The sequence below is a fragment of the Sphingopyxis indica genome, from assembly GCF_900188185.1.
In the GTDB taxonomy this organism is placed as follows: Bacteria; Pseudomonadota; Alphaproteobacteria; order Sphingomonadales; family Sphingomonadaceae; genus Sphingopyxis; species Sphingopyxis indica.
Window position 1 is genome coordinate 49,189 of sequence record NZ_FZPA01000016.1, and the last position, 13,638, is coordinate 62,826.

General features: G+C 65.3%; 18 protein-coding genes. 4 read left to right on the forward strand and 14 right to left on the reverse strand.

The window, feature by feature from the left end; translation table 11 throughout:
- Positions 1-14: 14 nt before the first annotated feature.
- The 7 genes from CHB69_RS17125 to rpsD all read right to left on the reverse strand — a co-directional run bounded on the left by CHB69_RS17125 (position 15) and on the right by rpsD (position 5,757).
- Positions 15-353: a hypothetical protein gene (locus CHB69_RS17125; RefSeq protein WP_089217159.1), complete on the reverse strand. Its 339-nt coding sequence runs from the start codon at positions 351-353 to the stop codon at positions 15-17.
- Positions 354-453: 100 nt separating this feature from the next.
- Positions 454-1,116: an FABP family protein gene (locus tag CHB69_RS17130; protein WP_089217160.1), complete on the reverse strand. Its 663-nt coding sequence runs from the start codon at positions 1,114-1,116 to the stop codon at positions 454-456.
- Between the two features lie 22 nt (positions 1,117-1,138).
- Positions 1,139-1,990, reverse strand: a complete 852-nt coding sequence (gene aguB / locus CHB69_RS17135) for an N-carbamoylputrescine amidase (protein ID WP_089217161.1) — start codon at positions 1,988-1,990, stop codon at positions 1,139-1,141.
- A gap of 10 nt (positions 1,991-2,000) precedes the next feature.
- Positions 2,001-2,357, reverse strand: a complete 357-nt coding sequence (locus CHB69_RS17140; RefSeq protein ID WP_245836919.1) for a DUF3147 family protein — start codon at positions 2,355-2,357, stop codon at positions 2,001-2,003.
- Positions 2,351-3,334 (reverse strand): agmatine deiminase family protein, encoded by a 984-nt coding sequence (locus CHB69_RS17145; RefSeq protein ID WP_089217162.1) that lies wholly within the window; start codon positions 3,332-3,334, stop codon positions 2,351-2,353. Before CHB69_RS17145 ends, CHB69_RS17140 begins: the two co-directional genes overlap by 7 nt.
- Before the next feature lie 10 nt (positions 3,335-3,344).
- Positions 3,345-5,033 carry a M28 family metallopeptidase gene (locus tag CHB69_RS17150; protein WP_089217163.1) on the reverse strand — a complete coding sequence of 563 codons (1,689 nt, stop codon included), beginning with the start codon at positions 5,031-5,033 and terminating at the stop codon, positions 3,345-3,347.
- A 112-nt stretch (positions 5,034-5,145) separates the two neighbouring features.
- On the reverse strand, positions 5,146-5,757 hold the full coding sequence (gene rpsD, locus CHB69_RS17155; protein ID WP_089217164.1) for a 30S ribosomal protein S4: 612 nt from the start codon (positions 5,755-5,757) through the stop codon (positions 5,146-5,148).
- Between the two features lie 199 nt (positions 5,758-5,956).
- Between rpsD and CHB69_RS17160 the strand changes: the two genes are divergently transcribed.
- Positions 5,957-6,265: a chorismate mutase gene (locus CHB69_RS17160; protein ID WP_089217165.1), complete on the forward strand. Its 309-nt coding sequence runs from the start codon at positions 5,957-5,959 to the stop codon at positions 6,263-6,265.
- Between the two features lie 295 nt (positions 6,266-6,560).
- Here the strand turns inward: CHB69_RS17160 and CHB69_RS17165 are convergent, their stop codons facing one another.
- The 5 genes from CHB69_RS17165 to rpiB all read right to left on the reverse strand — a co-directional run bounded on the left by CHB69_RS17165 (position 6,561) and on the right by rpiB (position 10,349).
- Complete coding sequence (locus tag CHB69_RS17165; protein ID WP_089217166.1) at positions 6,561-7,736, reverse strand: TrmH family RNA methyltransferase; 1,176 nt, start codon at positions 7,734-7,736, stop codon at positions 6,561-6,563.
- Positions 7,737-7,910: 174 nt separating this feature from the next.
- Complete coding sequence (gene nrdR, locus CHB69_RS17170) at positions 7,911-8,375, reverse strand: transcriptional regulator NrdR (protein WP_089217167.1); 465 nt, start codon at positions 8,373-8,375, stop codon at positions 7,911-7,913.
- A 3-nt stretch (positions 8,376-8,378) separates the two neighbouring features.
- Positions 8,379-8,591, reverse strand: a complete 213-nt coding sequence (locus tag CHB69_RS17175; RefSeq protein WP_089217168.1) for a hypothetical protein — start codon at positions 8,589-8,591, stop codon at positions 8,379-8,381.
- A 1-nt stretch (position 8,592) separates the two neighbouring features.
- Positions 8,593-9,900 carry a serine hydroxymethyltransferase gene (gene glyA / locus CHB69_RS17180; protein WP_089217169.1) on the reverse strand — a complete coding sequence of 436 codons (1,308 nt, stop codon included), beginning with the start codon at positions 9,898-9,900 and terminating at the stop codon, positions 8,593-8,595.
- The gene (rpiB, locus tag CHB69_RS17185; protein ID WP_089217170.1) at positions 9,897-10,349 is read right to left on the reverse strand and encodes a ribose 5-phosphate isomerase B; all 453 of its coding nucleotides are present in this window, start codon (positions 10,347-10,349) and stop codon (positions 9,897-9,899) included. Before rpiB ends, glyA begins: the two co-directional genes overlap by 4 nt.
- A gap of 148 nt (positions 10,350-10,497) precedes the next feature.
- On the opposite strand from rpiB, the gene CHB69_RS20295 reads away from it, so the two are divergent.
- Complete coding sequence (locus CHB69_RS20295; RefSeq protein ID WP_170935624.1) at positions 10,498-10,662, forward strand: hypothetical protein; 165 nt, start codon at positions 10,498-10,500, stop codon at positions 10,660-10,662.
- A 136-nt stretch (positions 10,663-10,798) separates the two neighbouring features.
- Here the strand turns inward: CHB69_RS20295 and CHB69_RS17190 are convergent, their stop codons facing one another.
- A complete protein-coding gene (locus tag CHB69_RS17190; protein WP_089217171.1) occupies positions 10,799-11,455 on the reverse strand; it encodes an alpha/beta hydrolase in 657 nt (218 codons plus the stop codon).
- A 277-nt stretch (positions 11,456-11,732) separates the two neighbouring features.
- On the opposite strand from CHB69_RS17190, the gene CHB69_RS17195 reads away from it, so the two are divergent.
- The gene (locus tag CHB69_RS17195) at positions 11,733-12,824 is read left to right on the forward strand and encodes a cysteine desulfurase family protein (protein ID WP_089217172.1); all 1,092 of its coding nucleotides are present in this window, start codon (positions 11,733-11,735) and stop codon (positions 12,822-12,824) included.
- Positions 12,821-13,153: a 2Fe-2S iron-sulfur cluster-binding protein gene (locus CHB69_RS17200; protein WP_089217173.1), complete on the forward strand. Its 333-nt coding sequence runs from the start codon at positions 12,821-12,823 to the stop codon at positions 13,151-13,153. The genes CHB69_RS17195 and CHB69_RS17200 overlap by 4 nt, the downstream gene beginning before the upstream one ends.
- A 95-nt stretch (positions 13,154-13,248) precedes the next feature.
- Here the strand turns inward: CHB69_RS17200 and CHB69_RS20825 are convergent.
- Positions 13,249-13,638: IS30 family transposase (locus CHB69_RS20825; protein WP_141133923.1), on the reverse strand; the 390-nt coding region annotated here is incomplete at its 5' end.

Genomic DNA, 13,638 nt, shown 5'->3' on the forward strand with positions numbered 1-13,638 from the left:
GACTCGCGCTTGGTTCAGTGCGTCGCGTCGGGATCGAGCGCTTCTTCGAGGTCGTGGATCTCGCCCACCGGCTCCTTGGGGCTGCCGCAATGCGGGAAAATAGCATCCAAGCGGCGGCGTAGCGTCTCGTCGAACAGGGTCTGGTTCGAAATCCGCGCTTGCGACAGCGTCAACTCCATGCGGATCGAATCCTTGATCCGTTCGAGCGCCGGCGCGTCGAGGATGCCGACCTTCAACAATTCTTCGCACAGCTGGATCAGGCCAACCGTAGTGGCGTGCGCGCGCAGACCCAGAAAATCAATGGTGCGATGCAATTCGCGCGCGCCGGCCGCGCGCTGCTCCATGCTGCTCATATCACTCTCCCTCACCACCCGGTCGCGGCGCCGGCTCGGTTGGCCGGCTCGTGTCCCGCAGGTCGGTGCTTAGGAGTTTAAGGGTAGCGGCGGGGCGCTGTCAAACGGCGCTTTGCGGCTTTGCTGTCCCGCGCGCGATCTTCGCCCAGGGATTGAGGTCGGGCTCGGCGATCTTCGTGAGGCGGTTGCGATCGCGGTGGAGAAAGGGTTCGTTGCGGCCTTTGACCATCAGCATGGTGTCGGAAACATAGCTCCACGTCCCATCGTCGTGGAAATCGACGGTGATCTGGTAGCTGTCGGTGCGAAAGGCGAGGTCGAGGAAGGTGGTCGAGCAAATGCCATATTCGGTTTGCCCGCGCTCGGCCGTCAGCACCAGCCGCTTGGCGTCGGGCTCGGCGTGGCCCGCCGCGATCGCGATCTGGCCACGCGGAATCGCCAGCGTCTGGAGGATCAGGCCGGTCGCGGGCTCGTAGAGCCAATAGCCGACCTGATCGTGGAAGGTGATTTCCTCTTCGGGCGTGTTGATGTGGAGGTGATAGCGCAGCCCATAAAAGAGCTGCGGACCGTTCGCCTGCGCGTCGATTGGCTGCATTTCGATGCGTTCGAAATAGTGGCGCGTTTCGGGGCCGTCGGCCTTCGGATTGATGTCGATGCCGCGCTGGCCCTCCCAGATGCCGGCGAGGCGGCGGAGCGGGCCGAGCCGGCCCAGCGTCTCGGGATCGACGTCGTCGGGTTCGGTGAAAATATCGTTGGGTATATCCATCGCGTCGCCCCTGTTTCGCGCTTCAAATGTCTTCGACCAGACGCCCATAGAGCTGCGGACGGCGATCGCGGAAAAAGCCCATGCCCGCGCGGTGTTTCGCCGCGCGGTCGAGGTCGATCGTCTCGACGAGCACGCCGGTTTCATGCCCGCCGAACGCCTGCGTCATGTCGCCCCATTCGTCGGTGATGAAGCTGTGGCCATAGAAGGTCGCATCGCCCTCGGCACCGATGCGATTCGCGGCGATCACCGGCATGCAGTTCGACACGGCATGGCCCTGCATCGCGCGGCGCCACATGCGGCTGGTGTCGAGGTCGGCGTCATAGGGCTCGGAGCCGATCGCGGTGGGGTAGAAGAGCAGTTCGGCGCCCATCAGCGCCATCGCGCGCGCGCATTCGGGATACCATTGGTCCCAGCACACCCCGACGCCGATCCGCGTCCCGAAGACATCCCACACCTTGAAGCCGCTGTTGCCGGGGCGGAAATAATATTTCTCTTCATAACCCGGGCCGTCGGGAATGTGGCTTTTGCGATAGGTGCCCATGATCCCGCCGTCGGGGCCGATCATCGCGAGCGTGTTGTAATAATGCGGCCCGTCCTTTTCGAAATAGCTCGTCGGGATCGCGATCCCGTGCTTCGCGGCGAGCGCCTGCATCGCGGTGACGCTCGGATGCTCGGCGGTCGGCCGCGCGTTCGCGAACAGCTCTTCCTCCTCGACCTGGCAGAAATAGGGCCCTTCGAAGAGTTCGGGCGGCAGGATGATCTGCGCGCCTTTTGCCGCCGCTTCCTCGACGAGTGCCGACACCGCGTCGATGTTCGGCTGAACGGGGCCGGGCAGGGGAAGCTGCAGCGCGGCGACGGTGAGGGTACGGGTCATGGGCGATTTCTTACAATTTGATGCCGAACTTCGCGGCGAGCGGTATCGTAAGGAGATAGAGCAGGACCGTGAGTGCGCAACCCGCCATCAGCGCGACCCAGAAATTGACCCCGCTCCGAAGCATCATCGGGGTGACCAGAAACATCGGCAGGCTGGGCAGGACATACCAGAAGGTCGCCTGCATATGGTCGGCGAGCCGGCCGCGATCGCCCGTATCATGCCAAAGCCAGACGATCCCCAGTAACGAAACCAGGGGGAGCGATGCGACGAGCGCTGCTGCGGCCGCGTTGCGGCGACCGATCCAGGCGATGGCCGCTATGATTACGCCCGACAGGAGCGCGCGAAAGATGAAACTGGCGGTCAGCACGGCAATTGCTGGCTCGAGCAATGGAAGCTGCCGCCGCCGACGATGATCGCGCGGGCGGGAATGCCGACCGTGCGGCGGCCCGGAAACAGCCCCGCAAGCGCCTCGACTGCCGCTGCGTCGTTGGGGCTCCCATAGGTCGGTACGACCACCGTGCTGTTGCCGATATAGAAGTTCATATAGCTCGCGGCGGCAATCTCACCGTCGATCTCGACCCGGCCGGGGGAGGGGAGGTCGACGATCTCGACATCGCCGAACGCCTCGGCGCGCGCGCGCGCGTCGGCGTAGATGGCGGCGTTGGGATCGTCGCCGCCCGCAGCGACGGGGATCGCCAGCCGCCCTTCGCCGACGAAGCGCGCGAGATTGTCGACATGGCCGTCGGTATGGTCGCCGACCAGCCCGTTGCCGAGCCACAGCAGCCGCTCGATCCCGAGCGACTGGTGCAGCCGCACCGCAATATCCTCGCGGGTCAGCGACGGGTTGCGGTTCTGGTTGAGCAGGCATTCCTCGGTGGTGACGCACAGGCCGGTGCCGTCGACGTCGATCGCGCCGCCTTCGAGCACCCAATCCTGTTCGTCGACCGGGAGCCCGCTCCCCGACGCCAATGCCGCGCCGACTTCCTGATCGCCCGGCATGACGAATTTTTCGCCCCACCAGTTGAACCGGAAGTTGCGCGCGCACCGGGCGGCGCCGGTGCCCGCGACGATCGGCCCGGTATCGCGCAGCCAGATGTCGCCGAGCGGCTCGACGAGAATGCGTACGCCCGGATCGACGAGCTTTGCGGCGATTTCGGCCTGCGCATCATCGTTGACGACCAGCCGCACCTCTTCGCCGCGCCCGCCGTCGTGGACGGCGTTGGCGAAGGCGGCGACGTCGCGCCGCGCCGCGTCGATCCGGCCCGCCCACTCCTCGGCGAGGTGCGGGAAGCCGATCCACACGGCCTCGTGCGGCGCCCATTCCGCCGCCATGCGCAGCGTCATATGCGCGCCCTTACTGTCCGGCGCGCGACTTGTCGCGGGCGGCGCGGAACTCGTCGCCCTCCGACCAGTTCGGCCATTTGTCGGTCATCGCCATCATCCGGCCGACGGCATAGTAGAGCCGCAGGTCGGCGAGCATGCCGTCCCAATTCTTGATCGCATCATATTCGTCGCCGGGCGCGTGATAGCGATTGGCCTCATAGTCCTCTGCCGCCTTTTTGCCGGCTTCCTTGCCGCCCTCGACGAGGTCCTGGCCGCTGCCGAAGTCGATCATCGGAACGCCGCGCTTGGCGAGGCTGAAATGGTCCGAACGATAGTAGAAGCCCTTTTCGGGAGTGGGTTCGTCGACCAGCGTGCGCTTCTCCGCCGCCGCCACCTTTTCGAGATAGGCGTCGAGATCGGACTTGCCGCGACCGACCACGACGATGTCCCTGGCCGGACCGGCGCTGTTGAGCGCATCCATGTTCACGCCGCCGACCGTCCTGGCGAGCGGGAAGATGGGGTTCTTCGCATAATATTCCGAACCGAGCAGGCCCGATTCCTCGGCCGTCACGGCGAGAAATACGACGCTGCGATCGGGGGCGCCCGCCTGCTGATAGGCCTGCGCCAGCGTCACCAGTCCGCCGACGCCGCTCGCATTGTCGACGGCGCCGTTGCAGATGTCGTCGCCGTCGACCGGCGTGCAGCGGCCGAGGTGATCCCAATGCGCGGTGTAAAGCACATATTCGTCGGGCCGCTTGGCGCCCGGCAGCACGCCGACGATGTTGCGCGACATCTTCCTGGCGATCTGGTTATCGAAGCTGAGCGAGGCTTTCACGCCGGTCAGCGGCACCGCCTTGAAGCCCTTTTTCTTCGCCGCTTCACGCAGCGCGTCGAAATCCTTGCCCGCGCTCGCGACGAGCTGCTTCGCCTTGTCGAGCTGAATCCAGCCGTTCGCCTTGGTCTGATCGGCGCCGCCATTTTCGCTGTCGGCCAGATATTGCGTGCCGGTGTTGCTCGATTCGACGACGTTCCAGCCATAGGCGGCGGGTTCGGTGTCGTGGACGATCAACGCCGCTGCGGCGCCCTGCCGGGCCGCCTCTTCATATTTATAGGTCCAGCGGCCGTAATAGGTCATCGCGCGGCCGTTGAACTCGCCCTTCGCTTCGGCGGTCTGCCAGTCGGGGTCGTTGACCAGAATGATGACCGTCTTGCCCTTCACATCGAGGCCGGCATAGTCGTTCCAGCCCTTTTCGGGCGCGTTGATGCCATAGCCGACGAAGACGACGTCGCTGTCCTTGATCTCGGTCTTCGGCTGCACGCGATAGCTGAAGGCGACATAATCCTTCGCATATTGCAGCGTGACCGGCGACTTGCCGCCGGTGAAGGTCAGCGGCGTCGGATTCTTGGCCGTAATTTCGACCAGCGGCACATCCTGCGTCCAGCTGCCGTTGTTGCCGGGCTTCAGGCCGGCCTCGGTGAATTTCTTGATCAGATAATCGACCGTCTTCTGCTCGCCGGGCGTCCCCGGCGCGCGTCCTTCATAGGCATCGGACGACAATTCCCTGGTCACGTCCTGCAAGGTCGCCAGCGAAAGGTCGGGCACCTCGACGTCGGGGAGCGCGGTCGCCCCGGTCGCCGCCGACTTGTCGGCAGAGCCGTTGCAGGCGGCCAGTGAAAGGAGAATCGCCGCGGCCGGCGCAGCTTTCAGGATGCGATACATCGATTAATCCCGCTTTGTGTGATGGATGCGGCCTTGTGCCAGTCACGCCGGGCAGATGCAAGAAGGGCGGCCCTTGCGGACCGCCCCCCGATAATTTCGCTGTGCGAACCGATCAGCGCGAATAGAATTCGACGACCAGATTGGGTTCCATCTTCACCGGATAGGGGACTTCGTCGAGCGTCGGAACGCGCACGAAGGTCGCCTTGGTGCCGTCCACCGCGACATATTCGGGCAGGTCGCGCTCGGGCAGGCTCTGCGCTTCGGCGACGAGCGCCATTTCCTGCGCCTTCTTGCCAAGCGTGACTTCGTCGCCGGGCTTCACGAGGCGGCTGGCGATGTTGCACTTCACGCCGTTCACATAGACGTGACCGTGGCTGACGAGCTGGCGTGCCGAGAAGATCGTCGGCGCGAACTTCGAGCGATAGACGATCGCATCGAGGCGGCGTTCGAGCAGGCCGATCAGATTCTGGCTCGTGTCACCCTTCATGCGCGACGCTTCGATATAGTTCTTCTTGAACTGCTTTTCGGTGATGTCGCCGTAATAGCCCTTCAGCTTCTGCTTCGCGCGCAGCTGGATGCCATAGTCGGACATCTTGCCCTTGCGGCGCTGGCCGTGCTGGCCGGGGCCATATTCGCGGCGGTTGACCGGGCTCTTCGGGCGACCCCAGATGTTTTCGCCCATCCGGCGGTCGAGTTTATACTTGGCGCTCTGGCGCTTCGACATGATCGTCTCCAATTTGCTGTGTGCCGAGGGATTTCGGCGTTTCCCGGGTCGCACCACATGGAGATGTCCATATGCGACCACCGCTTCACCGGGGTGCGGGGTCCATTGCGAAGGCGCGCGGTTAGACGGGGAGAGGCGGAAAGTCAAGCATCAAGCCCGCGGCTCGACAGCGGCGAAAAAGCCGCTAAAGGCAGCGCGCATGACGTTCGCCAAACTGCCCGAGCAATGCGAAACGATGATCGAGGTGCGCGAAGGGGTCGATCAGGTCGACCGCGAACTCGTCGCGCTGCTCGTCCGCCGTTTCGGCTATATGGATGCCGCGGCGCGCATCAAGGCCGATCGCGGCGCGGTGCGCGACGAGGCGCGCAAGGCCGAGGTGCTCGATAATGCCGCACGCGCGGCCGAAGCGGCGGGCCTCGATCCGCAGCGCATCCGTTCGGTCTGGAACGAGCTGGTCGAACAGTCGATCGCGCACGAACTGGATCGCTGGGACGATCTGCGCGCCTAGAGCATCGTGCCGGAAATCTGCACCGTTTCCCCGAGCGAAGACGAGGGGCTCTGCCGAGCGAAGTCGAGGCTGCGACGCTGCGGTTCTCGCTCCGCTCGAACCAGCCCCTCGTCTTCGCTCGGGGATGCGGATGATTCAAATTTCGCGCAATTTGCTCTAGCGAGCCAGCTCGTTCAGGCGAGAGCGTTCCTCACCGTAGCCCTGAGCTTGTCGAGGGGCGCTTCTCGTCGATGGGCGCCCTTCGACAAGCCCAGGGCTACGGTCTATCCAGACCGGACAAGCCAAACTGGCTGGCCTAATCTTCGCTGCGCGCCGATTTGCGAACTTTACCTAATGTCGCAATGATGCCGTGCATCATCCTGATATCATTATAGGACCAGCCGGTCTTGGTCAGCGTGGTGCGCAAGGTCCGCAGCGTCGCTTCAGTACGATCGGCGGGGAAGAAATAGCCCGCGGCGTCCAGGTCGCGGACGAGATGGCGGATCAGCTCCTCCATCTCGCCGTGCGGTGCGGGCGGGTCTAGATCGACCGCGGGCGGCTGGGCGAGCGCCTGTCCCTTCGACCATTCATAGGCGAGCAGGATCACCGCCTGCGCGAGGTTCAGCGAGCCGAATTCGGGGTTGATCGGCACGGTGACGATCTTGTGCGCGAGAGCGACATCGTCGGTTTCGAGCCCTGAACGTTCGGGGCCGAAGACAAAGGCCGAGCGCCCCGCGTCCGCATGGACCTCGCGCGCCGCCGCCTCGGGCGTCAGCACCGGCTTGGTGACGCCGCGCTTGCGGACCGTGGTAGCATAGATGGTGGTGCAATCGGTGACCGCGTCGGCGAGCGTCTCGAACACCTCGGCATTGGCGAGCACGATGTCGGCGCCCGACGCCGCCGGTCCCGCGTCGGGGTTCGGCCAGCCGTCGCGCGGCGCGACGAGGCGCATTTCGGTCAGCCCGAAATTGAGCATCGCGCGCGCCGCCTTGCCGATATTTTCACCCAGTTGCGGACGAACGAGAACGATGACGGGGGGAGGGGAGGTCTCGGTCCTTCGAGACGCGCCCCTTCGACTGCCTTGCAGGCGCTCAGGACAGGCTTCGCCGGGGCTCAGCCGCTCCTCAGGACGAACGGGGGTGGAAAAGACCCGTCCGTCCTGAGGAGGGGAGGAGACTGAGCTTGGCGAAGGCTCCGGACCGTCTCGAAGGACTTTTGCCCTGCTCGCGAGCCGACGGATAGCCGGCCAATCTTCGCGTATGAGGGCTTCCTTCTTGGCGCGCGACCAACCCTTGATCTGCCGTTCGGCTTCCAACGCTTCCAACCGGGTTGGAAATTCGGCGCTCCAGACGAGTTCAACGGGTCCTTTGCGCGCCGTATAACCGGGGATTTCCTTGGCCTGATGCTGTGCGACACGATGCTCCAAATGGTCGGTATGACCGACATAGTAGCTGCCATCTCGGCAGCGAAGCATATAGGCCCAGAAAGTCATGCCTTGCAGATGTCCCGAAATTTGTGTCGATCAGGACAACCGTTCGTCCTGAGGAGCCATTGAGCTTGTCGAAATGGCATCTCGAAGGACTGTGGCGCGGCGTCAAGTCCTTCGAGAAGGGTCTTCGCCAAGCTCAGCCCCTCCTCAGGACGAACGGGCGTGGTCGGAGCCTTGCTAACCCTTCTGCGCCGCCTCGTTGATCGTCGAGGCGAATTCCTCGAAGTCCTTGGCTTCGGTGAAGTCGCGATAGACGCTGGCGAAGCGGATATAGGCGACATTGTCGAAGCCCTTCAGCGCCTCCATCACCATCGCGCCGATCTGCTGCGCCTGCACCTCGCTGTCGCCCGAGGTTTCGAGCTGGCGCTGGATGCCCGAAACGAGCCGCTCGATCCGCGCGCCGTCGATCGGCCGCTTGCGGCACGCGATCTGGACGCTGCGCATCAGCTTTTCGCGATCGAACGGCTCGCGGCGGCCGTCGGCCTTGAGCACCCCGACTTCGCGCAGCTGAATGCGCTCGAAGGTCGTGAAGCGCGCCCCGCAATCCTCGCATTGCCGCCGCCGCCGGATCGCCGCGCCGTCCTCGGTGGGACGGCTGTCCTTCACCTGGCTGTCTTCATGGCCGCAATAGGGGCAGCGCATCGGTCAGGGTCGGACCCGGTTGTAAAGCGCGATCGCAGCGCCCGCGAGCAGGCCGACGGGCCAGCTGATCACCGGCAGCACCGCGCCGGCGACCGCGCCGATGCCGCCGCCGATCAGCACGGGCTTGGTCGAGGGGTGGTCGAGCCCCTCCTTGCCCATCGCCTTGATCTCCTCGACCGTGTCGCCGAGCAGGGTTTCGATCTTCGGTTTCGCCATCTCAGCCTCCATAGATGGGAAAGCGTTCGCACAGCGCGCGGACGCGGCGGCGCACATCGGCTTCGACGTCGGCGTCGCCATGTTCGCCCTTGTCGCGCAGCGCTTCGAGCACATCGGCCACCATATCGCCGATTTCCTCGAATTCCGCGATACCGAAACCGCGCGTCGTGCCCGCGGGCGATCCGACGCGGATGCCGCTGGTCTTCACGGGGGGCAGCGGGTCGAAGGGCACGCCATTCTTGTTGCAGGTGATCGCGCTGCGCTCGAGCGCTTCGTCGGCGTCGCGCCCGGTGACGCCGAGCGGGCGGAGGTCGATCAGCGCGAGGTGCGTGTCGGTGCCGCCCGCGACGATGTCGGCGCCGCGCGCCTTCAGCCGGTTGGCGAGCGCCTGCGCGTTGGCGATCGTCGCTTTCGCATAGTCCTTGAACTCCGGGCGCAGCGCTTCGCCGAAGGCCACCGCCTTCGCGGCGATGACGTGCATCAGCGGACCGCCCTGCAGGCCGGGGAAAACGGCCGAGTTGATGCGCTTGGCGATCGCTTCGTCATTGGTCAGGATCATGCCGCCGCGCGGGCCGCGCAGCGTCTTGTGCGTCGTCGTGGTCACGACATGCGCGTGCGGAAGCGGCGAGGGATGCGCACCGCCGGCGACGAGCCCCGCGAAATGCGCCATATCGACCATCAGCAGCGCGCCAACATCGTCGGCGATGGCGCGGAAGCGCGCGAAATCGAGCGTGCGCGGATAGGCCGAACCGCCCGCGATGATCAGCGCCGGACGATGCTCCTTCGCCAGCGCCTCGACCTGGTCGAAATCGACGAGATGGTCATCGGCGCGCACGCCATATTGCACGGCGTTGAACCATTTCCCCGACATCGCCGGCGGCGCGCCGTGGGTCAGGTGGCCGCCCGCGTCGAGGCTCATGCCCAGGATCGTCGCGCCGGGCTTGGTCAGCGCGAGCATCACCGCGCCGTTCGCCTGTGCGCCCGAATGCGGCTGGACATTGGCAAAGCCGCAGTCGAACAGCGCCTTGGCGCGGTCGATCGCCAGGCTTTCGACCTCGTCCGACGGCGCGCAGCCCTGATAATAGCGGCGGCCCGGATAGCCCTCGGCATATTTGTTGGTGAAGACCGATCCCTGCGCCTCGAGCACTGCTTTCGAAACGATATTCTCCGAAGCGATCAGCTCGATCTGATATTGCTCGCGCTCGAGCTCATGCTTCATCGCCGCGGCGACGGCGGGGTCGACGGTGCCGACGCCGTCGGTGAAATAGCCGGCCGATTTGATGGGTTTGGCGAGCGTTTCGGTGGTCATCGGCTGGTCTCCAGAACGGGAGGGTGGGAAAGTTTGTCGACACGGCGAACGTGGCGGTCGCCGGCGAAGTCGGTGGTCAGGAAGGCATCGAGACACGCCTTTGCCATGTCGATGCCGGTCAGCCGCGCGCCCATGGCGACGACGTTGGCGTCGTTATGTTCGCGCGCGAGTTTCGCCGACAGCGGTTCGGAAACGAGTGCGCAACGGCACGCGGGGTTGCGGTTGACCGAAATCGAGATGCCGATGCCCGAGCCGCAGAGCGCGACCCCGCGCTCGGCTCGGCCGTTCGCGACCGCTTCGGCGAGGGCGTAGCCATAGTCGGGATAATCGACGCTCTCGGGCCCGTTGGTGCCGAGGTCGGCGACCTCATGGCCTGCGTCGCGCAGCCAGTCGGCGAGCGCGGCCTTCAGCTCCCAGGCGGCGTGGTCGGAGGCGATGGCGATGCGCATGGCGCGTCTCCCGGAAAGGCTTGGACGGAATCGATGAGCGCGCTTTAAGCCAAGCCGCCGCGATTGGCCATAAGCGGCAGCCGCTTTTGACGCGATTTTGTCACGAAGCGTGTTTGACGGACATCGCGGCGCGGCATAGAGCCCGCCCATGGGCGACCTTCTGCTTTCGATCGTGATGCTCGGCGCGCTCGCACTGCTCGGCGGCGCCGTGCTGGTGTTCCGCAATGGCGACCGCCGCCGCGCGCTGCTGATGCTGATCGCGGCGCTGGTGCTCTTCGCCAATGTCGCGATCTGGCTGGTGCCGGTGAAATAATCCTCCCCGGAACGGGGAGGGGGACCGCCGAAGGCGGTGGAGGGGGCTATCGGCCTGGCGCGAGGCGCAATGACGCGAACCCCCTCCGTCAGCGCTGCGCGCTGCCACCTCCCCACAAGTGGGGAGGATCTTTTCATCACCGAATCGGCGAGTCCGGGGCGAGCCGCATATCCAGATAGTTATCGAGCGACTTCATCAACTGGTCGAGCTCATGCTCGAAGAAATGGTTCGCGCGCGGGATCTCGTCATGATGGATGGTGATGCCCTTTTGCGTACGCAGCTTGTCGACCAGCTTCTGGATCGCCGACGGCGGGACGATCTCGTCCTGCCCGCCCGCGACGATGATGCCCGACGAAGGGCAGGGGGCGAGGAAGCTGAAGTCGTACATGTTCGCCGGCGGCGCAACCGACAGGAAACCGCGAATCTCGGGGCGGCGCATCAGGAGCTGCATTCCGATCCACGCGCCGAAGCTGAAGCCGGCAACCCACGTCGTCTGCGCTTCGGGATGGATCGACTGAACCCAGTCGAGCGCCGACGCTGCATCGCTCAGCTCGCCGACGCCGTTGTCGAAGGTGCCCTGGCTGCGCCCGACGCCGCGGAAGTTGAAGCGCAGGGTCGCAAAGCCGCGCGCGACGAAGCTCTTGTACATCGCCTGGGTGATGCGATCGTTCATCGTGCCGCCGCCCTGCGGATGCGGATGCAGGATCAGCGCGACCGGCGCGCGCGGGCGCGGGGGGGGCGAAAAACGGCCTTCGATGCGGCCCTCGGGGCCGGGGAAAATGACGTCGGGCATAGGCGCACCTTCTATATGTCTTGGGCTTGCCAGTGATTCGCCGAGGGGCGGGGTGGCGGAGCGGAAGCGGCGCCTATATAGAAATTGGGTAGCAAGTTGCAACTTTTGCGAATGGTTCGCAATAAGGAGCTGGGAGAGCCCTTTTCCTCCTCGTCACCCCGGACTTGATCCGGGGTCCATTCACACAGCACCGGAAGAATGGACCCCGGATCAAGTCCGGGGTGACGAGGAATGGAACCGGCTCGACACTGGCAGGATTAGAAGGCAGATGCCCGCAATGATCTACCTCGATTACCAGGCCACTACCCCGCTCGCTCCCGAGGCGCGCGAGGCGATGCTGCGCTGGCTTGAGGGGCCGGGTGGGGGCGACGGTTTCGCGAACCCGTCGAGCACGCACAAGGCGGGGCGCGCTGCCGCCGCCGCGGTCGAGGTCGCGCGCGATCAGGTCGCGGCGCTGCTGCCGAAGGGCGGGCGCGTCTATTTCACCTCGGGCGCGACCGAGGCGCTCAACTGGGCGCTGTTTCGCGGCACGCAGGCGAAACCGGGCGGCGTCGCGGGGCTCAGCATCGAACATGCGGCTTCGCTCCAGTGCCTCGAACGGCTGAATGCCATGATCCTGCCGGTCGATGGCGCCGGGCTCGCGCTGCCGCCCGACGACGCGCTGATCCCCGAGGGCGGGATCGTCGCGACGATGCTCGTCAACAACGAGGTCGGGACGATCCAGCCGGTCGCCGATTTCGTTGCCGCTGCCCATGCGAAGGACAGCCTGCTGCTGTGCGACGCGGTGCAGGGCTTCGGGCGCGTCGCGATCCCCGATGGCCCGGACCTGATCGCCATATCGGCGCACAAGATCCACGGACCCAAGGGGATCGGTGCGCTGTGGGTGAAGGATGGCGTCGATCTGGAACCGCTGATGTTCGGCGGCGCGCAGGAACAGGGGATGCGCTCGGGCACGGTTTCGCCCGCGCTGTGCGCAGGTTTCGGGGCTGCGGCGGCGCTTGCGGCCGAACGGATGGACAAGGACGCAAGCCATGTCGAGCGCCTCTGGTCGCTCGCGATGGATATGCTCCCCGAATGGACGCTCAACGGCGCGGCGGATGCGCGCTATCACGGCAATCTCAACGTCCGGCGCGAGGGCGTCAACGGGTTGCGCCTGATGTCCGACGCGCGCGAGGTCGCCTTCTCGCTCGGCAGCGCGTGCGGCAGCGGGTCGGGCAAGGTCAGCCATGTGCTGCGCGCGATGGGGGTGAGCGAAGCCGACGCCCGCGCCTCGATCCGGCTCGGCTGGGGGCGCTATACGAGCGAAGCGGATTTGCGCGACGGGCTGAACGCGATCAAGGCCGCGGCGCGGCTGCAGGGGGTCAATTGATGCGCGTTACCTTCATCCACGCCGACGGCAAGGGCCGCACCGAGGTCGAGGCCGATCCCGGCGACATATTGCTCGACGTCGCGCAGGCGCACCTGATGCCGCTCGAAGGGACGTGCGAGGGCCAGATGGCCTGCTCGACCTGCCACGTCATCGTCGCGAAAGAGGATTTCGGCCGCCTGCCGCCCGCGAGCGAAGAGGAGGAGGATATGCTCGACCTTGCGGCGGGCGTGCGCCGGACGAGCCGCCTGTCGTGCCAGATCGTGCTGACCGAGGATATGGACGGGCTGACCGTGCAGATTCCCGCCGAGAGCCGGAATATGCAGGGGTAGGGGGAGTCTCGGAATCGTGGTGGAGCCCTGCGGTTACGGAGGCGGCGGCCTTCTACACGACGGCTTTCGACCGGAGGCCGACCTCCCTCTTCTCGTCACCCCGGACTTGATCCGGGTGTGGATTCACATTTGAAGTGCAACGGTATGAAGACTTCGGCTGGGGTTTGGAAGCCGAGGCATTTTCTGGGAGTATTGTTGTAGATTGCGATGATGGCGTCGAAGGCGTTGGGGGGCAAGTCGTCGAGGCTGGTTTTTCGGGGGAGGTATCGACGGAGGCGACCGATGGCGTTTTCGATGCCGCCTTTCTGCCATGGGGCGTGCGGATCGCAGAAGAAGGCCTGGATAGCGAGTTGCCTTTCGATGCGGTGATGGCGGGTAAATTCGGTGCCATTGTCGAAGGTGATCGACCGTCGCAGCGACGCGGGCATTGGCTGGAGCAACTGGACGATGGCGTCGGCGACGGGATCGGCCTTGAGGCTGTTTTG